Consider the following 25956-nt stretch of genomic DNA (forward strand, 5'->3'; position numbering starts at 1 on the left):
GGGAATGCCGAGTTCGCTGATCATCGTTGCGCTGGTCGTGGCGTGGCTGGTGGTCCTCGTCCCCATGATGGCCCGCAAGCGCCTGGAGAGTGCGCGCAGCGTGGGGGAGGAGTACGACGCCATGCCCGACGCCGAGTACGACGACATCCACGACATCGACGACGCCTACTTCGACGAGGAGGAGTACGTCGAACGCCCGTTCCGGCGCGGCCGCGGTGGCTACGACCCGGAAACCGCGGCGCTGGTGGCGCAGGCGAAGTACGCGTTCCGCCGCAGAGTCGTGGCATTCCTGCTGGTCGCCGCCGTCGCCACGGGCGTCGTCGCCGGCGTTTTCTACCCGCCGCTGTGGTACGGCCACGCAGGCCTGGACCTCCTGCTCGTGGGCTACCTGACCTACCTGCGCCGCCAGGTGCGGATCGAAGAGGAGATCCGCGCCCGCCGGCTCGCCCGCCTGCAGCAGGTGCGCCGCCGCCGCGCGACGGGCCCGCAGCCGCAGGTGGCCGAGGCTCCCGTTGCCGCTGCTCCGGTTGTCGAGGAAGCCGAGACCACCCAGGTCGAGGTCATCGAGGACAAGCCGGCGCTGCCACCGTTGCCGCGCTACGAGCACCACGTGCGTCCGGGCACGATCCCGGTCGACTCCGACGACGAGGACCCGGTGTTCGTCGAGTTGGAGGGTCTCGAGTCGCTGCGGTACCGAGGTGCGGTGGGGGCATAGGAGGGGGTGGTGAAAACACCCCCCTCTGGCCCTGCTATAGTTCTCTCGTAACACCGCAAGGGGCTGTAGCACAGTTGGTAGCGCGTCTCGTTCGCATCGAGAAGGTCAGGGGTTCGATTCCCCTCAGCTCCACTTAAGAACTACATGTACTAGCTCTCGGAAGAGGCGTGGACCGGTATCGGTCCACGCCTCTTCTGCATTTGCCGCGAAGCGGGTCCACATGCGACCCGGCGTCGACCGCTTGGTGGGCGCGGAGAAGCTGTAAATGCGGGGCGACGGTGGTGCTGGACGGCGTAGGTTTACGCGAGGTCGGCGACGTGTGCTTCATGTCATTTCAGCGAGGTCGGAAAGTGACCGCATCCATCGAACTGCCGCAGGGGTCGTGGTGGGACTGGGACGTGGTCTCGTACAACCCCGGGGAACTGCGTTTGGGTGCTGGGTACGACCTGACGTACCACCACGGCATGGAGTTGGTCTTCCGGGATCCAGTTCTGGTCTGCTGCCCGACTGCCTTCCAGGATCCCGTCTTCCGCGCGCCGAAGCCCGATGAGCTCGTCGCGGTGACCCGACAGCTCGGCGAGGCGCCGCAGCTTCTGGTCGTCTTCGAGGCCGACGCCGGCGGACCAGAACCGGCGACGTGCTTGATCGCCGCCGGCAGCGTCGAAGTGGTTCAGGGGACGGTCTTTCGACACTGGCGTGGTGATCTGGAGCAGGGGCAGCGCCTGGCACCCTGGGTACGTCCTCCGGACCAGTGACCGGCCGGTGGCCCTGTGCTGGCGCGGCGCGCGGCTCACGGCGGGCGACAGCGCCCGTGTGCCGGTCACAGGTGGCGGGAACGGGATCGGAGGATGTGAAAACCCGTTCGGCGGTCGCCGTTGCGCCCGATACCTTGTGCGCGTGAACAACACTGGGGGATTGAAAGCGGTATTCGTCGTGGCGGCCGCACTTGCCGCCGCCGGCTGCACCACCGGGGAAGGGCAGCCGTCCAAGCAGGATAAGCACTTCGACGTCACGGGCTACGGAAAGCTGAAGCCCGGTATGTCCAAACAGGACGCACTCGCCACCGGTGAGCTCGCGGCCACGGGTGCGGGCAAGTCCGGTAGCTGCGAGGACTACCGGTACCAGGGCGCGCCGCAGCCGGACGCCGCGGAGTTGGCCGCGGAGGCCGAGATCGAGCAGAAGCTCGCGGCCGCGCAGAAGGCTGCGGACGAGGCTGAGGCAGCGGTTGGGGTGGCACCGGGGGTGAACGCGGGTGCTGCGGCGTATGCGGCACACGCGGAGAAGCTCGCCAAGTCCGCCGAATTGAGCGCCAAGGCGACCGAGTTGATCGCGCAGTCCACGGAGCGGATCGCCAAGCGGGCCGCGGCGCGCGAGGCCAACGGTGGCGTGTTGTTCGCCGGGGACAGGATCCGGTTGATGGTGCCGCCGCCGGGTGTCACGGCTGCCAAGGACGTCGGCAAGGGGGCCACGGTCGACCAGGTCAAGGCGGCTTTCCCGAGCGCGGCGCAGAAGGACGACAAGACGCTCGACGTGCCGGTGCCCGACCAGTGGGGTGTGGTGCTGAGCTTCCGCTTCACCGACGGGAAGCTCGACACGTTCGTGCTGTTCAACGCCGAAGCCAAGTGCAGCTGAACCGGGCCGCCCACCGTAATGTGGGCGGCTCGTTCGGCTATATAACGGCCGTAAGCCCGTTCGGCTCCCGAAAGGCTGTGCCCCATGAGCGACGCGCCGCAGGACAAAGTTACGGTCCTGTCCGCTGAAGCCCTTGAGCAGATGAAGTCGTTCCCGCTGCACGGCGACGAACGGCTGCAGAACAAGCTGCTGTGGAAGTCTCCCAACGGCGACACCATCGTCGGTCTGATCCAGATGGCACCGGGTGCGCGCGACGTCAGCCACAACCATCCGTCGGCGACGCAGCACACGTGGGTCATCAACGGAACGGTGAGCATCGGTGGTGTTGACGCGGGTGCGGGTTCGTACGCGTTCGTGCCGCCGGGTGTTGACCACGAGACCGTTGCCGGCGATGAGCCAGTCACGATGTTCTACATCTACCAGCCGTTCGCGTTGGAGCACGACCACGATCACCACTGAGTACGTTCAGCTGCGTAGCTCGGATACCGGTCGACGTTGACGACCTGACCGGGTGAGCGGAGCACGCTTCGTCGTATGGACAAGGTTGCGGCGAAGGTGACGGTGTCGGCGTTGCTGGTGGCGACGGCCGGCGTGGTGGCTCAGATCGTGGCAGGCGTGAACTTTCCACCGGTGCCACCTGTTTTCTTCATCCAGTTGGTACCGGCGGCGTTCGTCTACTTCGGACGGTGGCGGTGGACGCCCGCGCTGGCGGTGATCGCGGGCCTGTTCCTCACGGTGGGGCTGTTCGCGAGCGGTGACGCCGCGCGGCTCACCGACACGGGGCTGCCGGGCGGGGTGGGCGGCTCGATCGGGTTGTGGGTTCAGATGATCGCGGTGGTCGTCGCGACGGTTGCGGCGGGCGTCGCCTTGGTGCGGCGATGATCGCGGTCTGGACGTGCCGCGTGCTGGGGGTGCTGTTCACGGTCGCGGGCGTGGTGACGTTCGTGGCCGGGGACAGCGCGGATTTCGCGCACAACAGCATTCATCTCGTGTCGGGGCTCGCGGCGCTCGGTTTCGGGTTCACCACAAAGGCGCGGGCGTTCGCCGTGGTGTTCGGCGGTGCGTACCTGACGCTCGGTGCGGTCGGGTTGGCCTTAGGAGAGCTGCACGTCGGGCCGTTGCACCTGATGACGGGCGATCACGTGTTCCACGTCGTGCTCGGATCGGTCGTGCTCCTGGCGGGTCTGTTCTCTGGCCGCCTGCTGTCATAGTGGGAATACCGCGCGCGCCCAGCTGGACTGGGTACCGCCGGCGAGGCGTACCTGCGGATCGCTCCCGCGCCGATGGAGTCCGTGCGCAACGACCTGGCTCGATTCCCATGCGGCGCAGCGATGTTGTCGAAGGCACGTACGAGCAAAAGAACATCGTCAGCTCGTACCTCGACGGCTGGGCGGTGTACGACGGCACCCCGCACCATCAAGGCCCGCTACGGCATCGACCACCCCGGACCCTCGGCGACGTCATCGCGGCGAACACCGACATCCGCCGCGGTCACCTGGCGCACAACGTGTTCCGCACTCACCCATCTGTGGGGTGAAGTTCGGTGAGGAACGCGGCGGCCGCCAATAACTTTCTCCACGTGAGATCAGTGGCCGCCGCGTTATTACTCGTGGCCGTCACCTCCGGCGGAGCTGCGGCCTCGACCGCATCCCCGACCGCGAGGTGCGCGGCCGCCCGTCCTGTAGTGACCTCGACCGACACAGCAGTAGAAGCACGCGTTCTCACCGGCTGCACGGCCGGTGAGCTCGTCGTCTTCCGCGCTGTCTTCGTGGCCCGCGCGCACGGCACCTCCTGCACGGCGGTCTCGGCCGAGCTGGAAGCGGACCCGTCGACCGTCCCGCAGTGGATCCGCGTCCGCCTGGAACTCGTCTGCGCCCCCGGCGAGAAGGGCATGCTCGGCTCCCAGCTCACCGTGGAGCTCTACGGCGTCCAGAACGCCCACGTCGCCACGTACGGCTTCGGCGACTCCTTCCGCGAGCCGAACCCGGCCGCGCGGCACCTGTGGACCGTCGACCACCTCGCCGGCCTCGGTGACCTGCCGGTGGCGCCGGACCCGGCCGCGAAGTCGTCGAGCGGGTCGGCGGGCGAGGGCGGCGCGCGGACGCAGGCGGACCACGAGATCTACGACGGCTGAGCCTTGCCCTTCTGACTGCCGATGATCACGTCGAGACCCAGGTGCTCGGCGAGCAGGTGCTTGAGCTCGGGACCTTCGATCAGCTGGATGCGGCCGTGTCGCGCGGCGAAGTCGTGCGCCTGTTTGCCGAACCACGAGGTCGTGACGAGCACGCCACGCCCTGCACGTTTGTCGTCCATCGTGCCTGCGAGCGCACGTACGTCGTTGATGGGAACGGTTTTGCGATAGCGCTTCGCCTGCACGATGCACAGCCCGCCGATGAGCGGGTCAGGGTTCACGGCGACCGCGTCCACGCCGTCGTCCCGTGACGCTTGCGTCACCCAGGACTGCATGCCGGTCGCCTCGAACAGTTGGCGCACGAGATGCTCGAACTCGGTGGGTGTGAGGTCGACCAGCACTGGCCTGCCGTCGAGTCCGGCCGCGATGTCGATCTCGTCGATGAACCGGTACTTGGACAGGTCCGGATCGAAGATCGGCCGCACTGCCTCCATGTCGTGGGGGTGCGGGGAGACGAGCGCGTTGAGATGGCGCAGGCAGTTGATCGCGTTCAGCTCGGTCAGCACCAACTGGTCGAACTGCTCGCGCGTGGCCGTCACACTCACGAGGCAAGGACGTTCGGGCTGCCCGGTTGCCTTGTTCCGCGTCGACACGTGCCCGTTGACAGCGACTTCGTGCACGAGGTCGCTGGGCTGGACTTCGAACACGTCGCGCATTGTGAGCAGCACCAACTGCGCGACGAGGTCCGCGTAGAGCTGCCGGATCTCCTTGACCGGGCGCGCTTTCGCGTCAGTTTCGTCTCGCGTGCGAACGTACTTGTACTCCAGGACCTCGGGGATGATGTCCACCGTCGGAAGTTCGCGGATGACGTAGAGCCTGTGCGCCTCGGTCTGGTAAGCGACCTCGACGTCGACCGGCACGTCTTCCGGAACCGGTGACGACTCGATGACCAGCTCGAAGTAGTCCTCGACCGCCTCGGCCTGTCTCGCGACGAAGCCCTGTTCCAACCGGTCGACCTCGGCGTTGGCCTGCTCGGCTCTGGCTTGATGAGCTCGGCTGCGTTCGTCGTGGCTCCGCTGCGCATCGGCCAGCGCGCGCTGCCTCTCCTGCTCCCTGTCCGCGTGGCGAGCGCAGGCCTGTTGGTAGTCGGCTTGGCGTTGCTGCACCAAGTGCTGATGCTGCTTCGAAGCACCGAACATCTTGGCCATCAGGCTGGTCGGTTCGGGCGGGGCGAACTGTGCCCATTGGGGTGGTGGGATCGGCTGGGCGAGCTGGCCGGGCTGGAAAGCGGGGAACGCCGGGTCGACGCGCAGCGTTTCGAACGCGATCTGAGCGATGCGAGGAACCCCGTTGGCCAGCACGGACTTGAACGCCGCGACCCTGCCCTGCACCGAGGCGGTCAGTGCAGCAGCCTCGGCGATCTTCTGCTCGACGTGTTGCGCCTTCTGCGCTTTCTGCAACTCAGCGTGAGCTCGAGCGTTCTGCTTGTGCTGCCGCTCCTGCTCCCGGATCGCCTGGTTGACCAGACGTTCGTGCTCACGCTGAGCACGAGCTTGCAGTCGTTGCCGTTCGTTCTGCTGATGCTGCAGTTCGGCGAAGAAGCCGCGTTTCCGTCTGGCCACGTAACGTGACGATAGTGGAAATGTCGTTCGCGTTCGTATGTTTCTGCGAACGCGAACGACTCGTCGAGGGCCACGAGATCTACGACGGCTGAGCCTTCTTCTGCACCTTCCGCGCGATCCGGAAGATCCGCTGGATCTCCGACCGCTTGATCGGGTGCTGGAAGCAGACCGCCTCGACGGCGTCCCGGCGCCGCCACCACGTCAGGTCGGGAGCGATCAGCCGGGTCAGCCGGACGAGCTCGGCTGCTTTCTGAGCGTCCCACCTGGCGTGCAGGGCCAGCTCGCCCAGGTGCTCCAGCAGCAGCTCACCGAACTCGGGATCGGCCAGCACGTGCTTGAACAGGTCCTTGACCTGCTTCGGGAACGCCTCGGCGAACTCGATGAAGTAGTCGCGGCTGTGCTCGTAGAACCCGATCACCCACAGGCCCAGCGCGAGTGTGATCGGCTGCAGGCCGGTGCGGCGGTACCTGGCGCCGGTCCACGACACCACGGTCTCGAGGGCGATGCCGCGGATCTTCTTGGTGGCCAGCATCGACAACACGCCGAACACCACGGCGTTCTGCGGTGTGTACTTGTCGGACTTGCCGATCTCGGTCAGCTTCACCAGGGACGCGGCGAGGTCGCGTCGGCCGAACTCCGACGAGTAGATCCGCGCCACCGTCCACTTCTCGTACGCGTTGCCGTACTTCGTCCACCTCTCGACGGTCTTCTCGACGAGCGGGCGCACGACGTCGTCGTCCATCAGCACTTCCATCGCCCGCGCGGCCAGGGCTCGCCGGCCGTACAGGCGCTGGGAGGCCAGGTTCTCGATGATCGCCAACGGCTCGTGCGCCGGGACTGTCCGCACGACGTCGCAGATGGCCTTGACGCTCTCCTCTTGGAAGCTGTCGAACGTGGCGTCCTCGCACATCCAGTCCCGGAGGATCTCCTGTGCGGCCGGGTACTGCCGCCACATGTGCATGAACACGCCGCGCGCCCAGTCGTGCCGCTCGAACCGGATGGTCTCCTCTTCGAGGTCCTTGTGCTTCGGGTGGGCGCGCCTTTCGACCTTCGCCTTGATCTCACGCAGCGTCTGGTCCGACGGCTGGACCAACACGCAGCGCGGGCGCAGTTTGCCGTCCTTCGGCAGGCGCGCCTTCCTGATGTGCTGATCCAGCGCCAGGGCGCGCTGCCAGACGTGCTCGACCGGCTGGTTCTCCAGCACGGCCACCGCGAACGAGTACGCGTGGCCGCGCACGTCCAGCTTCTCGAACCAGCGCGCGACAGCGTCGGTGACCTCCTCCTTCAGCGACGTGATCGCCTCGGCGACGTCGAGCCCGTCCTCGTGGACCTGCACGGCGAGGTCGGCGGCACGCACTGCCTTGTCGGGTGACGCGTCTTCCAGGGCTGCCGCGAGGTCCTCCTTGATCGTGAGCTGCACGGGCCCGTCCACGTGGCCGCGGCGACGAAGCGTGGCCAGAGCCACCTCGACCGCCGGGGGTGCGGTCAGCGCGACGGCGTGCTTCGACGCGCTGTCCGGGGTCTGGAAGAGGTGGTCGAGCAGGATCACGAGCCGGCAGCCCGCGTCCTTCACCACGCGGAGGCACTGGGTGAAGTCCAGATCGGTGAACGGTCGGTCGCGGGTGCCGCGCAGATCGAGGACCAGGGCGGTGTCCGGCTCCAGTTCCGGCTCGCGAATGGTGCCGAGCGTGCGGGACCGGTTCATGTCGGCGATCTTCGTGATCTTGAGTTCGTCCACGAGCATGCGGCGGGCGGTGAACGTACGGCCTGTTCCCTCGCCGCACAGCACGACCACGCTCTCCCTGCGCAGGATGCTCACCGCGGCCGCGAAGCCACCCGGAAGCACGAACTCCGTCCGCACGTCCTCGATGTCCTGTGGCGCCGCGTAGCGAACGATCAGGTCGGCCTTTTCTTCGGTGACAGAGGCGTAGTAGTTGATGTCACCGGTCACGTCCCCGGCCTGGATGCCGTGCATCTCGCCGTTCGTGACGTTCTTCTTCTGCGGCAGGTATCGGGCTTCGTTCGGTGACAGCGGCGATGTTTCCGCCGACGGTTGCGGCTTCTCGTCGGTCGCCTGCGCCGGTGTGGCTTCCTTGGCCTCGCTCATCGCCGTCGACCCCCGTAGTAGTTCAAGCCACCGCTGACCGAGCCCGTCTGGACGCCGTTCATGTCCCCGTGCTGCACCAAGTTCTGAACGCTCGCTGCGGGCTCCGGAGCGTCGGCGGCACCCGTGAACCCGGCCAGGCTGCGCGGGTCGAAGCCCGGCACGCGGACCCAGGCCTCGTGCCGGTATTCCTTGTGCGCCACGGGAAGAGAGGCGAAGTCGCTGCGCCGTGCCACCCGCGTGTGGTCGCCGCTGAACGCCGTGTCGAGGGCTTCGGAGGAGACGATCAGCGCGGTGTTCGCGGTGTCCTCTGCGCCTTCCTCGTGGCAGCGCTTCAGCAGGTCCTTGAACTCCGGCGCGTCCAGCAGCCGGGTGTGGGTGATGCGGGCGCGGTAGAAGCCGTCGTCGTCGCCGACCGGGCCGACGTGGACGGCGGCGCGCAGGCGTACTTCTGGTTTGCGCCAACGGTTGTGGTCCGTGGTGAGCTGGTCGAGGAGCACGGCGGCGTCGAGGACCTCGCCCAGTTTGCCGCTCGGCAGCACCATCAGCGCGCCGTCGCCCGGCGACTCGAGGGAGAGCACGTCGTCGGGCTTGATCCCGCTCTGCGTGAGGGCGGCGCCGACCAGCTCGGAGATCGTGGCGGGGACGGCGTTCATCAGGTAGCCGGGTAGCTGTGCCGAGCCGATGACGTCGACGCCGAGCAACGCGCGGTGCTGCGGAACGGGGTTCACTCGCTGCCTCCTTATTCCACGGAAGACTGCGAGTCTGCTGGTTCGCGCCGGTGCGGTTACCCGGAAATCAGGGGGAACAAGTGGTCAGTTCATGCCATCGGAAATGGCAATGAATTGGCCAAGACGGTCCGGCGCGGGCAGGCGGTACCAGAGCCGGCCCGTCTCCAGCATGCCCCGGTCGCGCAGCGCGTGCAGGACAGGTTCGACGGTCTTCACCGACATCGCGACGGTGTGGGCCAGGTCCTGCTGGCTCACCCCGCGCAGCTCGAGGCCGGAGCCGACCTCGACGCCGAACTCGCGGGCCCAGGACAGCAGGCACATCGCCACCCGCGCGGCACCGGTGCGCATCTGGCGCAGGTGGTTCTCGTCGGCTTTGCGCTGCCGTTTGCGCCACGTCTCGTCGACCAGCCGCCGGACGTCCGGGTCGTCGTCGCGCAGGGCCAGGAAGTGGCGGCCCGCCACGTGCAGCGCGGTACCGGCGACCAACGCGATCACGTGTGCGCTGCGGGGAGCGCCGCTGGTCACGCCGATCTCGCCGAGCAGGTCGCCGGGGCCGTAGAGGCCGGTGATCGGCTCACGGCTGTCTGCGGTCGGCAGCACCACCTTGACCAGGCCGGACTCGAGCAGCAGCACCTCCTCGCTGGGCGTGCCGGCGGTGATCAGGTGCTGGCCTCGGCGGAACGGGCGCGGCTTTCTACCCGAGCGCAACGCGGCGCGCCCCCGGTCGGCCGACAAGTCATCCATTCGTGCGGACCGTGCCCACGAGCGTGACGGTTCCCGGCCGCGGACCGACATCAACGGTGGTGGCGGTCAACAGGACCGGGCACGGGAGCGTTGTAGTGGCCAACGGGGCAGGGGTGCTCATGGGCGTACACCCTGGCAGAGCCCGCGGGGACGGAGGTACAACGCGGTGATCAAGGAAAGGGTTGCTGTGGCGTCAACCGCAGACCAATCACGCACCGTAGGCTGACAGGGCGCCTAGGCTGGGGGTGATCGCGGAAGGGGTGGTGTGGGTCGTGGGGCTCGCGGAGTCCTTGCTCACGTGGCTGCACGGCTTCGTGGGCGCGAGTGTCTGCCCCGGTGACTGGGTGTGGACCACCACAGCGCTCGGCGCGGTGCTCGGATTGTTTCCCACGGTAGGGGCGCTGCTGTCCATCGCGGTGCGCCGGATCGTCGGCAACTCCTACGGCGCGGTGACGGGTGCGATCTTCGCCGTGCTCGGCGTCGCCAGCTGCCTGGTGCTGCCCTGGTTGATCATGCGCGGCACCGTGCAGGGGCTGCAGCGGCGGACGATCTCCGGCTCCAGCTCGCTCGACGACGCCACCTGCTTCGGTCAGCTGCGGCAGGGCGACTACCTGGTCGACAGCACGCCGTCGATCCTCAGCGTGATCCAGCAGCCCGGTAAGTCGGTCGTGTTCCTGATCGCGGCCGCGATCACGGTCGTGCTCGCGCTGCTCTGCCTGCTGTTCGTGATGTTGCAGGCCGGTTCGGCGTTCCGGCTCGGGCCGAGCTGGCCGCGCCGGGTGTTCTGGCCGCCGTTCCTGGTGCTGCTCGCAGCCACGTCGGCACAGCCCGTGACACTTGTGGGCCATGTGCTCCTGGGCTTTCTGCCGATTGCGGTAATCGGCTCAATCGTCGTGCGGATTTTCGGGTTGACTACCGCCATGCTGAACCGCCCCGGCCGCGACCGGTCTCAGGACCGGAACTCGCAGAACCCGCCGCCACCGCAGCCGGTGGCGCGCACGCCGCAGCCTCAGAACAACCAGCTGCCTGCGGGCCAGCCGCAGAAGAAGGCGCCGACCAAGCCGATCACGGCCGCGCAGCACCAGCCGCCACCGGGGCAGAACCCGCCGCCGTACCAGCCGGCTCAGGTGCCGAAGTACCAGCCGGCGCCGATGAACCGGCCGATGCGCCCGGTCAACCAGCCTCCGCCGCCTCCTCCAGGGCAGTACCCGCCGACCCGCGTCGCCGAGGTGCTCCAGCAGCCCAAGCCCCCGCAGCCACAGCCGTCCCAGCCTGCCGTCCTCGCCGACACGCCGGGCCCGCTGCCGTTCGGTCCTGGTGCCGCGAACGCCGACGCACCCGCGCCGGTGCAGAAGTCGGGCAAGGTCTGGAACCCCGGCAACGGCCGGTTCCGCCGCGTCCGCCAGCTCGGCTCCGGCGGCTTCGGCACGGTCTGGCTGGCCGTCGACGAGCAGCTCGACCGCACCGTGGCGGTGAAGCTCGCGCACGCCCCGGACAACGAGACCGAGGCGCGCATGCTCCGCGAGGCCCGTGCGCTGGCCGCGGTCCGGCACCCCAACTGCGTGCGGGTGTTCGACATCGTCCAGGACCCGGACGGCCTCGCCCTGGTCATGGAGTACATCGAGGGCGCGTCGCTGTCCGAGACGGTGCTGAAGAACGGCCTGATCGACGACAAGCTCGCCGCCCGCCTCTGGCTGAACATGGCCGACGCGCTGGCCGCGGCCCACGAACGCGGCGTGCTGCACCGCGACGTGAAGCCGTCCAACGTGATCGTCGACGGCCAGGGCACCGCGCACCTGATCGACTTCGGCATCGCCCGCTCCAAGGGCGACAGCACCCTCACGGCCACCGGCATGATGGTCGGCACGCCGGACTTCCTCGCCCCGGAAACGGCCCGCGGCGAGACGGCGTCCCCGGCGTCGGACTCCTGGCAGCTGGCCGCGACGGTCTCCTACGCCCTGACCGGCCACCCTCCGCGCGGCTCCCGCGAGAACCCGATCTCCTCGCTGATGGCCGCCGCCCAGGGCGAACCCGTCACCAAGCTCCCGCAGAACAGCGTCCACGCCCGGTTGCTGCTCGCGGCGATGGACCCGGAACCTGGCCGTCGTCCGACGCTCGGGCAGGTGCGGGGTCAGCTGGCGCAGTACCTCGACCAGGCGGGGATGAGCAAGGAAGGCCCGGTCACGCGGGTCATCAGCAAGCCGACTCCGCCGCCCACCAAGCACATGCCGATGTAGGCGACCGCGAAGGCGCTCAGCCGAGCGCCTTCGCGAGCATCGGTGCCAGAGACCGGCTGTACACGCCGTTGAGGTGGTCCGGGTCGTAGTAGACCGGCACCTTGCCCACGACGGCGTAGCACTTCTGCTCGTCGCAGAAGTAGTCGGTCAGGTCGACCACGGACACCCCGGGGTTCTTCGAGCTGCGGGCGACCTCGACCACCGGCTCCGGCGGTTGCGCCTCTGCCCGCGGGGACGTGCAGGCCAGCGGGTTCGAAGGGTTGAGCGCCACGCAGTCGGGCGAGCGGATCTCGCCGTTGTAGGGCGGGTCGGCGAGCACGACGACGCGGGCGCCCGCGTCGGTCCACTTCCGCCAGCGCGGTTCCAGTCCGTCGCGGTACTGGTCGGTCTGGCTGCGGCCGCTCCTGTCGTCGACCTTCTCCCGGCGCGAGAAGAACGACGTCAGCACCATCGACGGCCGGTCGGCGGCGATCATGTCGGTCATCTTCCGCGTCCAGTTCGCGCAGCGGTTGACATCCTTCGACGCCACCGGCTGGCCGCGGAACTCCACCATCCGGACGTCCGCGAACGGGCAGGCACCCAGGTAGCTGGTCTTGAGCACCCACTTGCGTTCGCGGGCCACCTCGTAGACGGCCTCCTGCCACTGCTGCGCGTGCGAGTCGCCGAGCAGCCACACCTTCTTCGCTGAGGGCTTCCCGCCGCTGAAGTCGCAGGTCGCCGTCGTGACCGTGTCGTCGGCGTTGTACTCCGCGTTCCCCCGGCAGATCGGGTCGTGCCGGCCGTACTCGTTCGCCGGGCCCATCGCGGTGGAGCTGGCCGGGGCGAACGGCTCGGTGCAGCCGTTGGCGCCGACCAGGGCGCCGGCGCCGAGGCACGGCGAGTTCAGCCCGGCGGCCACGTCCCGCTCGGCCTGCACGACATGCCGCTGGTAGGTCCACTGCAGCCCGGCCGCGAGGACCGCGATGACGACGACACCGGCGGTCATGGCCGCAAACGTCAGCTTGCTGCTGCGCGTCAACGGGCCCCACGACATGCCGCGGTCCTCGATCAGCACCTTCGACAGCCAGGCCAGCACCAGCGACAGCGCGAGCAGACCCAGCAGCCACGGCGTGCTGAGCTCGCCCTTGTCCAGCAGGCCGCTCAGCGCGAACGGCGCGAGCAGCAGGACCGGCCAGTGCCACAGGTACAGCGAGTAGCTGATGTCGCCCACGAACTGCACGGGCCGGGACGCCGTGACGGCGGTGTGCCACTGCCGGCCGGGACGCAGGCCCGCGAGGATCACGAAGGCGGTGCCGACGACGGGGACCAGCGCGAGGTAGCCGGGGAACGGCGTGTGGTGGTCGTAGACGAACGCCGTCGTGATGATCATCGCGAGACCGGCGAGCGCGGCCAGTTCGGCGGCCACCCGCGGCAGCACGAGCCGCGTGCTCGCCAACGCCACGCCCGCACCGATCGCGAACTCCCAGACGCGGACCGGGGTTATGAAGTATGCCGCGCTCGGCGAGACGATCGTGTAGTAGACGCTCAGGCCCAGCGACAACGCGCCGAGCACGCCGACGCCCACCAGCACCCAGCGCCGCCTGCCGACCTTGAACAGGCCCATCAGCAGCAGCGGCCAGAACAGGTAGAACTGCTCCTCGACCGACAGCGACCAGTAGTGCTGGACCAGGCTCGCGGCCTCGTTCTGGGCCGAGTAGTTCACCGACTTGGCCGCGAGCCGCCAGTTCTCCCAGTACGAGGCGGCGGCGAAGGACTCCCACGCGTTCGCCGCCCAGCGCGGGTACGGCAGCAGGAAGTAGGCGCCGACGATGCTCACGGCGAGCACGAGGACCGCCGCGGGCAGCAGCCGCCGGACGCGGCGCGCGTAGAACCGGCCGAGCCGCACCCGGCCGGTGCGGACGATCTCGCGGTCGAGGTGCGAGGTGATCAGGAACCCGGAGATGACGAAGAAGACGTCGACACCGACGTAGCCACCGGTCAGCGCGTTCGGCCAGAAGTGGTTCACCACGACGGCCAGCACGGCGATCGCGCGCAGGGCCTGGATGTCGGTGCGGAAACCAGGAGCCTTCGGCTTGCCGCCGTCATCCGAGCTCGGTCTGTCGTGCTCCGGGCGTGACTCGACGTTGGTGCTCATGCTCGCGGTGAACTCCCCAGGTCAGACCCCGAGCGGTGACGCCGAGTAAATAACCCTTCGCGGGCCCCTCGATCGGGTGTGTGCGCGGGCATGCTAGCTCATCGGGCCTGGTGGGGGACGCCTAGGCGATCCGGGTGAACGTGCGGTCAGGGCCGTAACGGTGGTTCACCGTTCAACGACCTACGCGATGGTTCACCCGGAAAGCTTCGGCATCGGAGGCGATGCCCTGCGAAGGGTGGTGGGGCGGTTTCCGCCGATCGCCTCACCACTCACCTTCGCGCAGCCGGCCGCAACCGCCTGCGCAGCACCACGAACAGCCCGGCCGCGCCCAGCACCACGAGCCCGACGAGCCACACCGGCGCCGGCTCCGCAGCAGGCTCTTCCGGCACCACCGCGGCAGCAGGCGCGACCGCGGGCTTCTTGAGCGGCGGCGCGATCTCCTCCCACGGCCACGGGCCCTCGACGGTGCCCTGCACCATCTGCGGGTCCGGCGGCTTGATCAGGAACGTGCCCGGCACGGTCAACGACCCGAGCGGGTGGTCCTGGAACATCCCCTGCACGCCGAAGACCTGATAGCTGCCGGCAGGCAGGGTGAACGTCACGGCGTAGTGCGCGGGCTGTCCGAGCGGGACGCCGACGAAGATGCGTTCGTCCGCGCCGGACTTGAACCTCAGCCCCGTCTTGCCGAGATCGCCGTCGCCGGTGAACGGGTGGGTGCCGTGCTGCAGCACCCAGTACCCGACGGTGTGGGTGACGGACGGCTCGACCGACGGCACCGGGTCCAGGTACGTGACCGCCCAGCCGCCCGCATGCGCTGAAGGTGCGCTGATCAGCAGGAACGCACATATCAAGGCGAGAATCCTCATGACGCGAATACACCGGGAACCAAGGCGCGGTTCCCGGTGTAGGAAGGGCATCACGGACGACGCGGTGGCACGGGCGATCGCAGGCGACCAGGCGGCCTACGGCGAGCTGGTCGCCCGGTACACCGCGCTCGCGCACCGGACGGCGTACCTGCTCGGGGCGGGTGCGGACGCCGGTGACGTGGTGCAGGAGGCGTTCGTGAAGGCGTACCGCAAGCTCGACACCTTCAGGAAAGACGCCGACTTCAAGCCGTGGCTGTTGAAGATCGTCGCCAACGAGACCAAGAACCTCCATCGCGGCAGACGGCGCCGCAACCTGATGGAGCTCAAGATGGCCACCATCACGGAGACCGTCGACCACGACGACCCGGGCACGCTCGTGGACGACACCCGCACCAAGCTCCTGCAGGCCGTCCAGAGCCTGCCCGACCACGACCGTCAGGTCGTCACCTGCCGGTACCTGCTCGACCTGACCGAGGCCGAGACCGCGCAGACGTTGAACCTGGCCAAGGGCACCGTGAAGTCACGACTGTCCCGCGCGCTCGCCAAGCTGCGCCCGATGCTGGAGGAGGTGGCCCATGAGCGATGACGCCATCGAGGCCGCCCTCCGCGATCTCGGCCGGCAGCTCCACGTGCCGGAACCGCCGGACCTCACCGCGAGCGTGCTGACGCGGATCAACGCCCCGCGCCGCAGAAACCGTTGGCTCGCCGCGCTGGTCGCGGCCGTGACGGCGTTCGCGATCGCCTTCGCCGTGTCTCCGGCCGTGCGAGCGGGTGTGCAGCAGCTGCTGGAGTTCGCCGGTGTCGAGTTCCGCAGCGAGCCGCCACCGACGATCGCGCCTCCGTTGCCCAGCCAGGAAGTCTCGCTCGACGACGCCAGGAAGCAGATGCCGTTCGAGATCCACCTGCCGCAGCAGCTCGGCCGGCCGGACAAGATCACCGTCCACGAAGGACGGTTCGTCACGCTGCACTACGGCGACCTGCGGCTCGACCAGTTCGACGGCACCATCAGCTCGGCGCTCGGCAAGCTCATCCACGCCCAGGGCGTCGAGCAGATCGGCGACAAGGTCTGGATCCCGTTCCCGCACCCGATCTTCTACATCGACCGCACCGGCCAGTGGCGGCATCAACAACCACACGGTGCCGGGCAAACCCTGCTCTGGCAACGAGGTCAGGTCACCATGCGACTCGAAGGCGACCTGACCAGGGAACGAGCGCTGGAGATCAGCGCCAGCTAGGCAGCCACAACTGCTGCTGCCACATCTCCGGTGTGATCGGGTTGCCGTTCAGGATCGGCCACAGCCACACGAAGTTCGCCACCACGAGACCGACGTAGAGCGCCACGACGAGCAGTCCGGTGCCGCGTCGTTCGGATCCTGCGGCGCGACGCCCCAGGATCTCGCCCAGCGCCAGCACGATCAGCAGCACCAGGAACGGCGCCATCGGCGTGACGTAGAAGAAGTACATCTGCCGGTCGAGGTTCAGGAACCAGGGCAGCAGCCCGGCCATGTAGGCCACGAGCACGCCGGCGTAGCGCCAGTCCATCCGGCCGATGGAGCGGAAGATCGCCCAGCCGATCACCGGGAACGCGAGCCACCACATCGCGGGCGTGCCGATCAGCATGATCGCGCCGAGGCACGACGCCGCACCGCAACCCGTCACGGAGTTCTCGTAGTAGTAGAGCATCGGACGCAGGCCCATCGGCCACGTCCACGGCTTCGACTCCCACGGGTGCCGGTTGGTCGACGACGTGACCAGCTCGACGTGGAACTTGTAGACGTTCTTGGCGTTGAACCACAGCGACTGCAGGACGTCCGGGATGTACCCGACGTCCTGGACCTTGCCGCCGACCACGTGCCGGTCGATGCCGGTCTCGCTGGCCATCCACGGGAACCACGTCGCGACGTAGACCAGCACCGGGATCGCGACCAGGCCGCCGAGCGACGGCAGCACGTCCTTCGCGAGCGCGCCGAGCCACGGCTCCTCGACCCCGGCCGCCCGCCGCGCCAGCGCGCTCCAGACGACCGTCAGCAGCCCGAACGCGATGATGTACCAGAGGCCCGACCACTTGACGCCGCACGCCAGACCGAGGCACACGCCCGCACCGAAGCGCCACCAGCGGAAGCCCAGCCACGGACCGAACGCGGAGTTGTTGACGAACCCCTCGCGCACGGCCACGGCTAGCCGCGCACGGACCTGTTCGCGGTCCACGACCAGACAGCCGAACGCGCCGACGACGAACAGCGCCAGGAAGATGTCGAGCATGCCCATCCGCGACTGGACGTGCGAGACGCCGTCCGCGATGAGCAGCACGCCGGCCAGCGCGCCCAGCAGGTCCGAGCGGGTCAGGCGGCGGGCGATCCGGACGATCAGCAGGATCGTGATCGCACCCGCGAGCGCGGAGGCGAACCGCCAGCCGATGCCGTCGTAGCCGAAGAGGTCCTGACCGATCGCCATGAGCTGCTTGGCGAGCGGCGGGTGGACGATCAGCTCGTAGCCGGGGTTGTCCTCATAGCCGCCGTTGCGCAGCACCTGAGCCGACTGCGGCACGTAGTGCTTCTCGTCGAAGATCGGCGTGCCCTTGTCGGTCGGATACCCGAGGTTCCAGAACCGGACGAAGGCGCCGACCAGCGTCACGACGATCGTGACGAGCCACCCGCGCATGCGGTCTCCGGACGGAGGCGGGTCGAGTGCGGCCGCACGATCCGTGGGCGGCTCCTCGACGACGACGGGCGCCTCTCCTGGCTGCACGAGGACTGTCACGTCGCCGATCGTAGGGTGAACGATGTGAGTCCTGTATCCGGTTCAGGCCGTCTTGTCCTGGCAGCCACTCCTCTCGGGGACATCCGCGACGCGTCCGCGCGCCTCATCGAGGCGTTGGAGACGGCCGACGTGATCGCCGCGGAGGACACCCGGCGGCTGCACAGTCTCGCGGCAGCGTTGCAGGTCAAGCCATCCGGACGGGTGATCAGCTTCTACGACCAGGTGGAGACCGCGCGCCTGCCGGGGCTGCTCGAGTCGCTGCACAACGGCGAGACCGTGCTGCTCGTGACCGACGCCGGAATGCCGTCCGTGTCGGATCCCGGTTATCGGCTGGTGGCCGCGTGTGTCGAGCAGGACCTCACGGTCACGTGCCTGCCGGGACCGTCCGCCGTGACGACCGCGCTCGCCGTGTCCGGTCTGCCGAGCGACCGGTTCGCGTTCGACGGCTTCCCGCCGCGCAAGTCCGGTGAGCGGAAGCGTTGGTTCGCGCCGCTCGCCACGGAACAACGCACGGTCGTCTTCTTCGAGGCACCCCATCGGCTCGCCGCGACCCTCGCGGACGCGGTCGAGGTGCTTGGACCGGACCGCAGCGCCGCCGTGTGCCGCGAGCTGACCAAGAAGTACGAAGAGGTCGTGCGGGGGTCGTTGGCCGAGCTCGCCGAGTGGGCCGTGGAAGGCGCACGCGGCGAGATCACCGTGGTGCTCGGCCCTGCTCCTGTCGAGGAGAAGCCTGATCTGGAGACTTTGGTCGCCGAGGTCAAACAACGCGTCGCGGACGGGGAACGGCTGAAGTCGGCCGCCGCCGAGGTGGCGGAGGCGGCCGGCATCAGCAAGAAAGCCCTGTACGACGCCGCAATCAAATCAAGCTGACTCGCGGTTGAACGTGCGGACGCCGTAGTAAACGCCGGCCAGCACCAGCACGGACACCGAGATCAGGCCGAGGAGCACCGAGCCGGTCGCGAAGATCGACCGCTCGGCGTCGACGACGTGCGCCAACGGGTTCACCCGAGACAACCAGTAGAGCCACTGCGGGCCGTTCGACATCGGCAGCAGCACGCCCGACAGCAGCATCACCGGCACGATCGTCGCCGACAGCACGGACGCGAAGACGTACTCCAGCTTCACCTTCAACGCGATCGCGTACGACGCGGACCCGATGGCGACGCCCAGCAGTGCCACCAGCCCGAGCCCGAGCAGGATCTCGCCAGGAGCGGCCCGGAACCCGAACAGCATCGCGGCGAGCACGATCAGCAGGCTCTGCACGACGAGCAGCACCACGTCCTTGCCGACCCTGCCGACGAGCAGCGCGACCCGGCTGACCGGGGTGACCCGCAGCCGTTCCAGCACGCCCGTGCGCACCTCCGGCAGCAGCGAGAAGCCCGCGTAGGCGGTGCCGAAGAGCGCCATCTGCACCAGCAGACCCGGCACGAACCACTGCCAGCCGGTGTCGCCGAGCAACGGCCCGAAGAGGCCGAGGTAGAGCAACGGCTGAGCGAGCCCGAAGATCACCGCGACGGGGTTGCGCACCACCGGCAGCATCACGCGGGCGAAGACGAGCCAGGTGTCACGCAGCATTGGCGTCCTCTCGGAGTGAGCGGCCGGTCATGGTCAGGAAGACGTCGTCCAGCGTCGGCCGGTGGACCTGCACCGAGTGCAGCTCGACGTCGATGTGGTCGAGGTCTTTGAGCAGCTGGGGCAGCGCGCGGTCGCCGTTCGGGATGCGGAAGCTGACCTGCTCGCCGTCCACGACCGCGTTTTCGAATTTCGTGGCGACTGTGGTGGCCTGCGGTGTGCCGAGCACGACCAGGTCGCCGGAGACGCGGTTCTTCAGCTCGTCCGGCGAGCCCTCGCCGACGATCGAGCCGTGGTCGATCACCAGCAGCCGGTCGCTCAGGAAGTCGGCCTCGTCCAGGTAGTGCGTGGTCAGGAAGACCGTGACGCCGTCGGCCCTGAGCTGCTTGATGTGGTCCCACAGGTTGCGGCGGCTCTGCGGGTCGAGCGCGGTCGACGGTTCGTCGAGGAACAGCAGCCGCGGGTCGTGCAGCAGCCCCATCGCGATGTCGAGCCGGCGCTGCTGGCCGCCGGACAGCGTGCTGACCGCGCGCTTCTCCATGCCCAGCAAGTCGAACCGTTCGAGCAGCTCACCGGCCTTCCTCCGGGCCTCGTGTTTCGACTGGCCGTAGAAGCGGGCCTGGAACTCCAGCTCGTCACCGACCCGTTGGTCGGCACCGCCACCGTTTTTCTGCCCGACGTATCCGATGTTGCGGCGTACGCCGGCCGGGTCGGTCAGCAGGTCGTGTCCCGCGATGATCGCCTCGCCCGCGGTCGGCTGCAGCAGCGTCGTGAGCATGCGCAACGTCGTGGACTTGCCGGCGCCGTTCGGGCCGAGAAACCCGACGAGCTCCCCCTCGGCAACGTCGATGTCGACCCCGCGAACCGCGTCCACCGGGCCGGACTTCGTCGTGAACCGGCGCGCGAGGCCGCGTGCCTTGATCATGACTGGATCCCCTCTAGTCAACTTTGACTAGAGGCTAGCGAGAACTAATCAAGTTTGACTAGTCCCTCAGCTCGTACGCACCGGCCTCTAGGCGGTCGATCAGGTCCTGAGTCCAGCGCACCTGGCCTTCGAGGTGGACGAGCCACAGTCGAAAGAGCTCGCTGACGTGCGCGGGCTTGCCCATCTCCGGCATCGAGGTGATGCCGTGCCGGGTCGGCGCGAGCTGCCCTTCGAGGCCCGCCAGCCGGTTCTTCAGCAGCACGACGGCCTGCTTGCGCGGGACGAGGTTGAGCATCGCCACGCCGGCGGAGACCTCGTCGTTGCCGGCGGAGGCGTCGGCCAGTGCGTGGGCGAGCAGGTCCTGCAGCTCGTGCTCACCGGCCGCAGTGATCTTGTACGTGGTCCTGGCGGGGCCCTCGTCGGACTCCTGCGTCCCGACCGGCTCCAGCAGACCGTCCTTGGCCAGCGACTTCAGCGCGTGGTAGATCGAGCCCGGCTGCACGTTCGCCCAGCTGTCCGCCGACCACGACTTCAGCTCGCGGCGCACCACGTAGCCGTGTGCCTCGCCGACGAGTTTGACCACGCCGAGCACCAGCATCCTGGTCGCGGACAAACCGACCTCCCATGCCGTGAAAAGCGGCTGGCACCGCCTCCGTAGGCTATGTGCATGAGTGCCTCCGTACTGACCGCGGTGGCCTGGCCTTACGCCAACGGCCCCCGGCACATCGGTCATGTCTCCGGTTTCGGTGTCCCCTCCGACGTGTTCTCCCGCTACATGCGCATGTCGGGGAACCGGGTGCTCATGGTCAGCGGCACGGACGAGCACGGCACGCCGATCCAGGTGCAGGCCGAGAAGGAAGGGCTCACCGCACGTGAGCTCGCCGACAAGTACAACCGTGTGATCGCGGAAGACCTCCAGGGCCTCGGCCTCTCCTACGACCTCTTCACCCGCACCACCACCGGCAACCACTACCAGGTGGTGCAGGACCTGTTCTCCGCGCTGTGGAAGAACGGCTACGTCATCCCCAAGGTCGAGATGGGCGCGATCAGCCCGTCGACCGGCCGGACGCTGCCCGACCGCTTCATCGAGGGCACCTGCCCGATCTGCGGGTACGACGGCGCGCGCGGTGACCAGTGCGACAACTGCGGCAACCAGCTCGACCCGATCGACCTGAAGAACCCGCGCTCGCGGATCAACGGGGAGACGCCGAAGTTCGTCGAGACCGAGCACCTGTTCCTCGACCTGCCCGCGTTCATCTCCTCGCTCGGCTCGTGGATGGGCACGAGGTCCGAGTGGCGGCCGAACGTGCTCAAGTTCTCGCAGAACCTGATCAAGGACCTGCGGCCGCGCGCGATCACCCGCGACCTCGACTGGGGGGTGCCGATCCCGCTCGACGGGTGGAGCGACCAGCCGATGAAGCGGTTCTACGTGTGGTTCGACGCGGTGATCGGGTATCTCTCCGCTTCCGTGGAGTGGGCGCGGCGGTCCGGTGACGCCGATGCCTGGCAGGAGTTCTGGACGGGTGACGCCCAGGGCTACTACTTCATGGGCAAGGACAACATCGTCTTCCACTCGCTGATCTGGCCGTCGCTGCTGCTCGGGCAGAACGGCGCGGGCGACAAGGGCGGCGAGCCCGGCCGGTTCGGCACGCTGAACCTGCCGACCGAGGTCGTGTCGTCCGAGTACCTGACGATGAGCGGCTCGAAGTTCTCCACGTCGCGCGGCACCGTGATCTACGTCGGCGACTTCCTGAAGGAGTTCGGGCCGGACGCTCTGCGGTACTTCATCTCCGTCGCGGGTCCCGAGAACCAGGACACCGACTTCACCTGGGAGGAGTTCGTCCGCCGGACGAACTTCGAGCTGGCGAACGAGTGGGGCAACCTGGTCAACCGCTCGGTCTCGATGGCGCACAAGAACGTCGGCGCCATCCCGAAGGCGACTGCTCTGACGGATGCCGACCACGAGCTGCTCCGGCAGTCGCGTGCGGCGTTCGACACGGTCGGCGCGCACCTGCGCCGCTCGCGGTTCAAGCAGGCGTCCGGCGAGGCCATGCGGGTTATCTCGGCGGCGAACAAGTACCTGTCGGACCAGGAGCCGTGGAAGCTCAAGGACGACCCGGACCGTCGCGACTCGGTGCTGCACACCGCGCTGCAGGTCGTGCAGGACGCGAACACGCTGATGACGCCGTTCCTGCCGCACTCGGCGCAGAAGGTGCACGAGGCGTTGGGTGGCACGGGCGTGTGGGCGGCTCAGCCGGCGATGACCGAGGTCACGGACCTGGACGTGCCCGAGCGCTCCTACCCGGTGCTGACCGGTGACTACGCCGGTGAGCAGGCGCGCTGGGAGTCGACGCCGATCGAGGTCGGCCGTCCGCTGCAGAAGCCGTCGCCGCTGTTCGCGAAGCTCGACCCGAAGCTGGGCGAGATCGGGCCCGAGTGGGCTCCGATCGTGACCGACTAGTGCCTGAGAAGCGGGAACGACCGCCGGTGCCGGAAGCTCTTCCGGCACCGGTGATCGACGCCCACACGCATCTCGACGCGTGTGGCGCCACTGATGCCGTTGGTGTGGGCGAGCTTCTGGACCGGGCCAACGCCGCCGGGGTCTCGCACGTGATCACCGTGGCGGACGATCTCGCCGCCGCGCAGTGGGCCGCCGAGGCGTCCACTTGGGACCCGCGGGTCTACGCGGCGGTGGCCGTGCACCCGACGCGCACCTCTTCTTTCGGCGACGTCGAGAAGGCGGAGCTGGAGCGGCTGGCCGTGCTGCCTCGGGTGGTCGCGATCGGCGAGACCGGTCTCGACTACTACTGGGACTACTCGCCGCCGGCCGCCCAGCACGAGGCTTTCCGTTGGCACATCGACCTTTCCAAGCGCGTCGGGAAGCCGTTGATGATCCACGACCGGGACGCGCACGAGGACATCCTCAAGGTGCTCGACTCCGAAGGAGCACCGTCCACTGTGGTCTTCCACTGCTTCTCGGGCGACGCGGACTTCGCCCGGCGGTGCGTGGACGCGGGATACGTGTTGTCGTTCGCGGGCCCGGTGACGTTCAAGAACGCCCGCGCGCTGCGGGAGGCGGCCCAGTTGGTGCCGCAGGACCAGCTCCTGGTGGAGACCGACGCGCCGTTCCTGACGCCGCATCCGTTCAGGGGGCGTCCAAACGAACCCTATTGTGTGAATTACACAGTTCGGGATTTGGCCACGCTCCGTGGCGAAGATCTTTCTGAACTCGGTACCGCCGTCACCCGTACTGCTCAACGAGTGTTCGGACTTGGCTACTGAGATGCGATGTAAGACGAACGGAGCAAGGGGTTCCTACCCCTATGGGGTGACTGAGGTCACAACATTGGCGGGGATGTTTGCGCAACGTGCGCGACCCCGTTACTGTCCCGTGACCGTGCCACCCAGGCCGACCCTGTCGGTTCGGAGCACGCCCGCAGTCGGGGCGGGACCCAAGCCAGAAGCGCGAAGAAGCGAGACCACGTAGGAGGAGTTGCCGGGAACCTTCGAGCTCAACCCTCGAATGATCTTGTCAACGCCAACTGTGCGGTGGCCTCGAGCTTCCGCAATGGAGGTATCGACCCTGTGTCTGGTAGCGACAGAACTGCCGCTCCGTACAACTTCAACGACGACACCGACTGGTTCACGCCGGTCGGGAACACCGCGGTTGGCGTCGTTGATCCCCACCCGAGCTTTCCCGCCGGTGCGCTGACCATCTCGCCCGCGGACGTGCTCGAGGTGCTCGGCCCGGACGCCGACGAGCTCCTCGCGACGGCCAACGTCGACGTCGACGAGCTGATCCGTCTCATCAACGCCGAGACGACGATCATGCCGCCCCTCGTCCTCCCGTCGGAGGAAGAGGAGAAGGAGGACCCGCAGGTCCTCGTCCAGACCGTCACGAGCTGGAAGCGCCGCTTCCTCAAGGGCGCGGTCGCCGCGGTCCTCGTCTCGATCTCCGGTGGCGGCGTGACCGCCATGGCGATGGACAAGTCCCTCACGGTCGACGTGGACGGCTCGCTGCAGACCGTCCACTCCTACGAGGGCACGGTCGGCGAGGTGCTGGCGGAGGAAGGCATCACCGTCGGCGAACACGACGCCCTGTCGCCTTCCCTGAACGCCCCGATCACCGACGGCGGCAAGATCACCCTCGACCGCGGCCGCCTCGTGAAGATGAGCATCGACGGCCAGGCCAAGGAGGACTGGGTCCGCTCGGTGACCGTCGAGGAAGCCGCGAAGCAGATGGGCGTCCCCACCGAGGGCGCCTGGTTCTCGGCCCCCGGCACCCAGGACGTGCCGCTCGAGGGCATGAACCTGGAAGTCAAGACCCGCAAGACCATCAAGCTCTTCGACGGCGCCAACCCGGTCCGCGAGATCCAGACCACCGCGGTCACGGTCGACGAGCTGCTGAAGAACGAGAACCTCTCGCTCGGCCCGGAGGACGCGGTCGCGTCCGGCACCGACGTCAAGCTCGCCACCGGCGCCGAGGTCTACATCTCCCGCACGGGCGTCACGGTCATCAACGTGAACGAGCCGGTCGCCCCGCCGGTCGAGAAGACCAACGACCCGAACATGACCCAGGGCGAGCAGAAGGTCACCGACCCCGGCGAGGCCGGCGAGCAGATCTCGACCTACCGCGTGACCGTGAAGAACGGCAAGGAGATCAGCCGCGAGAAGATCGGCGGCAAGGTCACCAAGGAGCCGAAGCCCAAGAAGATCACCGTGGGCACCAAGCCCCTGCCCGACGGCGAGGTCTGGGACCGCCTGGCCAAGTGCGAGGCAGGCGGCAACTGGTCCATCAACACCGGCAACGGCTACTACGGCGGCCTCCAGTTCTCGGCCAGCACCTGGGCAGCACACGGCGGCACCGCCTACGCCCAGCTCCCGCACCAGGCCACCCGCGAACAGCAGATCGCGATCGCCACGAAGCTGCGCGACCGCGCCGGCGGCACCTACGGCGCGTGGCCGGGCTGCCGCGCGAAGCTGGGCCTGCCGTAAACCCGCGCTCAGCCGCACCGCACGACTCGACGAGGGCCGCTCCCGGATCGCCAGGGGCGGCCTTCGCCATGTCCGGGGCAGACGGTGAGGGTGACCGACGCTTGGGGTGGGGAGTGGGGTCGATGGCGAGTTCGTGGCGTACCGGCGAGGCGCGGCCAGCCCGCACGACGAGCCTTGGCGGACCTGGGAGGCACGGCCAGCCCGCACGGTGAGCCATGGTGTGGTTATGGCGTACCGGCGAGGTCGCGAGCCGATGTTGGCGCGGCAACCAGTAGTCAGCTCAGACGTTGGCGCGGCAACCAGTAGTGAGCTCAATTGTTCGCGGTACCCGTTGACGCCTTTCCGGGAGCGAGCCACGAGGATTCCATCTATATCTCGCGAAGCCGTAGGCAAGCGGCGATGGCGAAGCAGAGCCGATGTTCCTGTGGCAACGCGGGCCGAAGGCACCTCATGTGGCGATGCGCAGCGAGCCGGACAGGGCTGTCCGAACGCGGACCAGCGGTAATGACCGCAGCCCGACCGCCCGAACGCAACCCCGCACGCTGGCGATTGGGGCTTGACTTTGGGATCGAGGTGCTGCCGTTTCGCGGATCGGACGGCTGCGAAGCATCCGTCCTTTTCCGCCCGACGCAGCGCCTCGAAAGGGCCCCGAAGTCAAGCCCCAATCGCGATCGTCGCGAAGCGGCGATGACGCAACCAAAGCCCGTAAGGCCACCCACGCAACCACGCTGGAACGCGACCCAACCAGCAAAAGGCGACCAACCCCGCTGGAAGCGGAACAACCACAG

At 68.2% G+C, this 25956-nt stretch carries 25 protein-coding genes and 1 tRNA gene; 16 read left to right on the forward strand and 10 right to left on the reverse strand.

The features are described from left to right. Positions 1-4: 4 nt before the first annotated feature. The 9 genes from sepX to DI276_RS32590 all read left to right on the forward strand — a co-directional run bounded on the left by sepX (position 5) and on the right by DI276_RS32590 (position 4481). Positions 5-715 (forward strand): divisome protein SepX/GlpR, encoded by a 711-nt coding sequence (sepX, locus tag DI276_RS32550; protein ID WP_112270504.1) that lies wholly within the window; start codon positions 5-7, stop codon positions 713-715. A 59-nt stretch (positions 716-774) separates the two neighbouring features. After that, positions 775-847, forward strand: a tRNA-Ala gene (locus tag DI276_RS32555). Positions 848-993: 146 nt separating this feature from the next. Further along, positions 994-1470, forward strand: a complete 477-nt coding sequence (locus DI276_RS32560) for a hypothetical protein (protein WP_157985081.1) — start codon at positions 994-996, stop codon at positions 1468-1470. Between the two features lie 142 nt (positions 1471-1612). After that, a complete protein-coding gene (locus tag DI276_RS32565) occupies positions 1613-2347 on the forward strand; it encodes a hypothetical protein (protein WP_157985082.1) in 735 nt (244 codons plus the stop codon). 84 nt (positions 2348-2431) lie between these two features. Next, positions 2432-2806: a cupin domain-containing protein gene (locus DI276_RS32570; RefSeq protein ID WP_112270510.1), complete on the forward strand. Its 375-nt coding sequence runs from the start codon at positions 2432-2434 to the stop codon at positions 2804-2806. A gap of 75 nt (positions 2807-2881) precedes the next feature. Continuing rightward, positions 2882-3229 carry a hypothetical protein gene (locus DI276_RS32575; protein ID WP_112270512.1) on the forward strand — a complete coding sequence of 116 codons (348 nt, stop codon included), beginning with the start codon at positions 2882-2884 and terminating at the stop codon, positions 3227-3229. Continuing rightward, on the forward strand, positions 3226-3558 hold the full coding sequence (locus DI276_RS32580; RefSeq protein ID WP_112270514.1) for a DUF4383 domain-containing protein: 333 nt from the start codon (positions 3226-3228) through the stop codon (positions 3556-3558). Before DI276_RS32575 ends, DI276_RS32580 begins: the two co-directional genes overlap by 4 nt. Positions 3559-3665: 107 nt before the next feature. Then, complete coding sequence (locus DI276_RS32585; RefSeq protein ID WP_112270516.1) at positions 3666-3884, forward strand: hypothetical protein; 219 nt, start codon at positions 3666-3668, stop codon at positions 3882-3884. Between the two features lie 147 nt (positions 3885-4031). Further along, positions 4032-4481 carry a hypothetical protein gene (locus DI276_RS32590; RefSeq protein WP_112270518.1) on the forward strand — a complete coding sequence of 150 codons (450 nt, stop codon included), beginning with the start codon at positions 4032-4034 and terminating at the stop codon, positions 4479-4481. Here the strand turns inward: DI276_RS32590 and DI276_RS32595 are convergent. The 4 genes from DI276_RS32595 to DI276_RS32610 form a co-directional block, all read right to left on the reverse strand. Further along, on the reverse strand, positions 4469-6100 hold the full coding sequence (locus DI276_RS32595) for a restriction endonuclease (protein WP_232837068.1): 1632 nt from the start codon (positions 6098-6100) through the stop codon (positions 4469-4471). The genes DI276_RS32590 and DI276_RS32595 overlap by 13 nt on opposite strands. Before the next feature lie 79 nt (positions 6101-6179). Next, the gene (locus DI276_RS32600) at positions 6180-8207 is read right to left on the reverse strand and encodes a hypothetical protein (protein WP_112270520.1); all 2028 of its coding nucleotides are present in this window, start codon (positions 8205-8207) and stop codon (positions 6180-6182) included. Beyond that, complete coding sequence (locus DI276_RS32605; protein ID WP_112270522.1) at positions 8204-8935, reverse strand: hypothetical protein; 732 nt, start codon at positions 8933-8935, stop codon at positions 8204-8206. The genes DI276_RS32600 and DI276_RS32605 overlap by 4 nt, the downstream gene beginning before the upstream one ends. Positions 8936-9019: 84 nt before the next feature. Further along, positions 9020-9679: a Crp/Fnr family transcriptional regulator gene (locus DI276_RS32610; protein ID WP_198681044.1), complete on the reverse strand. Its 660-nt coding sequence runs from the start codon at positions 9677-9679 to the stop codon at positions 9020-9022. 245 nt (positions 9680-9924) lie between these two features. Here DI276_RS32610 and DI276_RS32615 point away from each other — a divergent pair, with 245 nt between their 5' ends. Beyond that, complete coding sequence (locus DI276_RS32615; protein ID WP_232837069.1) at positions 9925-11916, forward strand: serine/threonine-protein kinase; 1992 nt, start codon at positions 9925-9927, stop codon at positions 11914-11916. A gap of 16 nt (positions 11917-11932) precedes the next feature. On the opposite strand, the gene DI276_RS32620 is transcribed toward DI276_RS32615, so the two are convergent. Next, positions 11933-14050: an acyltransferase family protein gene (locus tag DI276_RS32620; RefSeq protein ID WP_112270526.1), complete on the reverse strand. Its 2118-nt coding sequence runs from the start codon at positions 14048-14050 to the stop codon at positions 11933-11935. Between the two features lie 269 nt (positions 14051-14319). Further along, positions 14320-14916: a hypothetical protein gene (locus tag DI276_RS32625; RefSeq protein WP_157985083.1), complete on the reverse strand. Its 597-nt coding sequence runs from the start codon at positions 14914-14916 to the stop codon at positions 14320-14322. Between the two features lie 64 nt (positions 14917-14980). Here DI276_RS32625 and DI276_RS32630 point away from each other — a divergent pair, with 64 nt between their 5' ends. Then, complete coding sequence (locus DI276_RS32630) at positions 14981-15502, forward strand: RNA polymerase sigma factor (RefSeq protein ID WP_198681045.1); 522 nt, start codon at positions 14981-14983, stop codon at positions 15500-15502. Further along, positions 15492-16151 (forward strand): hypothetical protein, encoded by a 660-nt coding sequence (locus DI276_RS32635; protein WP_112270532.1) that lies wholly within the window; start codon positions 15492-15494, stop codon positions 16149-16151. The genes DI276_RS32630 and DI276_RS32635 overlap by 11 nt, the downstream gene beginning before the upstream one ends. On the opposite strand, the gene DI276_RS32640 is transcribed toward DI276_RS32635, so the two are convergent. Further along, entirely contained in the window at positions 16138-17676 is a 1539-nt protein-coding gene (locus tag DI276_RS32640) for a dolichyl-phosphate-mannose--protein mannosyltransferase (RefSeq protein WP_232837070.1), read from the reverse strand. The two genes, DI276_RS32635 and DI276_RS32640, sit on opposite strands and share 14 nt — an antisense overlap. A gap of 24 nt (positions 17677-17700) precedes the next feature. On the opposite strand from DI276_RS32640, the gene rsmI reads away from it, so the two are divergent. Next, entirely contained in the window at positions 17701-18546 is an 846-nt protein-coding gene (gene rsmI, locus DI276_RS32645; RefSeq protein WP_112270534.1) for a 16S rRNA (cytidine(1402)-2'-O)-methyltransferase, read from the forward strand. Here rsmI and DI276_RS32650 read toward each other — a convergent pair. Genes DI276_RS32650 through DI276_RS32660 form a run of 3 tightly spaced genes read right to left on the reverse strand, consistent with a single transcriptional unit; the run spans position 18538 to position 20786 of the window. Beyond that, positions 18538-19251 carry an ABC transporter permease gene (locus DI276_RS32650; RefSeq protein WP_112270537.1) on the reverse strand — a complete coding sequence of 238 codons (714 nt, stop codon included), beginning with the start codon at positions 19249-19251 and terminating at the stop codon, positions 18538-18540. The two genes, rsmI and DI276_RS32650, sit on opposite strands and share 9 nt — an antisense overlap. Then, positions 19241-20173: an ATP-binding cassette domain-containing protein gene (locus DI276_RS32655; protein WP_112270539.1), complete on the reverse strand. Its 933-nt coding sequence runs from the start codon at positions 20171-20173 to the stop codon at positions 19241-19243. The genes DI276_RS32650 and DI276_RS32655 overlap by 11 nt, the downstream gene beginning before the upstream one ends. 58 nt (positions 20174-20231) lie before the next feature. After that, on the reverse strand, positions 20232-20786 hold the full coding sequence (locus tag DI276_RS32660; RefSeq protein ID WP_112270541.1) for a PadR family transcriptional regulator: 555 nt from the start codon (positions 20784-20786) through the stop codon (positions 20232-20234). A 54-nt stretch (positions 20787-20840) separates the two neighbouring features. Here DI276_RS32660 and metG point away from each other — a divergent pair, with 54 nt between their 5' ends. The 3 genes from metG to DI276_RS53120 all read left to right on the forward strand — a co-directional run bounded on the left by metG (position 20841) and on the right by DI276_RS53120 (position 25168). Next, positions 20841-22634, forward strand: coding sequence for a methionine--tRNA ligase (gene metG, locus DI276_RS32665; protein ID WP_112271397.1), 1794 nt, complete (start codon positions 20841-20843; stop codon positions 22632-22634). A gap of 26 nt (positions 22635-22660) precedes the next feature. Beyond that, positions 22661-23455 (forward strand): TatD family hydrolase, encoded by a 795-nt coding sequence (locus tag DI276_RS32670; protein WP_112271399.1) that lies wholly within the window; start codon positions 22661-22663, stop codon positions 23453-23455. Positions 23456-23758: 303 nt separating this feature from the next. Continuing rightward, positions 23759-25168, forward strand: coding sequence for a resuscitation-promoting factor (locus DI276_RS53120; protein ID WP_112270553.1), 1410 nt, complete (start codon positions 23759-23761; stop codon positions 25166-25168). The last annotated feature ends 788 nt before the right edge of the window (positions 25169-25956 follow it).

The organism is Lentzea terrae (assembly GCF_003265345.1).
Taxonomy (GTDB): Bacteria; Actinomycetota; Actinomycetes; order Mycobacteriales; family Pseudonocardiaceae; genus Lentzea; species Lentzea terrae.

Bases quoted from the DNA above. Each gene is read 5' to 3' on its own strand.
- DI276_RS32650 (WP_112270537.1), bottom strand. From the start codon at position 19,251: ATGCTGCGTGACACCTGGCTCGTCTTCGCCCGCGTGATGCTGCCGGTG.
- DI276_RS32580 (WP_112270514.1), top strand. From the start codon at position 3,226: ATGATCGCGGTCTGGACGTGCCGCGTGCTGGGGGTGCTGTTCACGGTC.
- DI276_RS32625 (WP_157985083.1), bottom strand. From the start codon at position 14,916: ATGAGGATTCTCGCCTTGATATGTGCGTTCCTGCTGATCAGCGCACCT.
- DI276_RS32655 (WP_112270539.1), bottom strand. From the start codon at position 20,173: ATGATCAAGGCACGCGGCCTCGCGCGCCGGTTCACGACGAAGTCCGGC.
- DI276_RS32600 (WP_112270520.1), bottom strand. From the start codon at position 8,207: ATGAGCGAGGCCAAGGAAGCCACACCGGCGCAGGCGACCGACGAGAAG.
- DI276_RS32620 (WP_112270526.1), bottom strand. From the start codon at position 14,050: ATGAGCACCAACGTCGAGTCACGCCCGGAGCACGACAGACCGAGCTCG.
- DI276_RS32635 (WP_112270532.1), top strand. From the start codon at position 15,492: ATGAGCGATGACGCCATCGAGGCCGCCCTCCGCGATCTCGGCCGGCAG.
- DI276_RS32610 (WP_198681044.1), bottom strand. From the start codon at position 9,679: ATGGATGACTTGTCGGCCGACCGGGGGCGCGCCGCGTTGCGCTCGGGT.
- metG (WP_112271397.1), top strand. From the start codon at position 20,841: ATGAGTGCCTCCGTACTGACCGCGGTGGCCTGGCCTTACGCCAACGGC.
- DI276_RS32570 (WP_112270510.1), top strand. From the start codon at position 2,432: ATGAGCGACGCGCCGCAGGACAAAGTTACGGTCCTGTCCGCTGAAGCC.
- DI276_RS32585 (WP_112270516.1), top strand. From the start codon at position 3,666: ATGCGGCGCAGCGATGTTGTCGAAGGCACGTACGAGCAAAAGAACATC.
- DI276_RS32575 (WP_112270512.1), top strand. From the start codon at position 2,882: ATGGACAAGGTTGCGGCGAAGGTGACGGTGTCGGCGTTGCTGGTGGCG.
- sepX (WP_112270504.1), top strand. From the start codon at position 5: ATGCCGAGTTCGCTGATCATCGTTGCGCTGGTCGTGGCGTGGCTGGTG.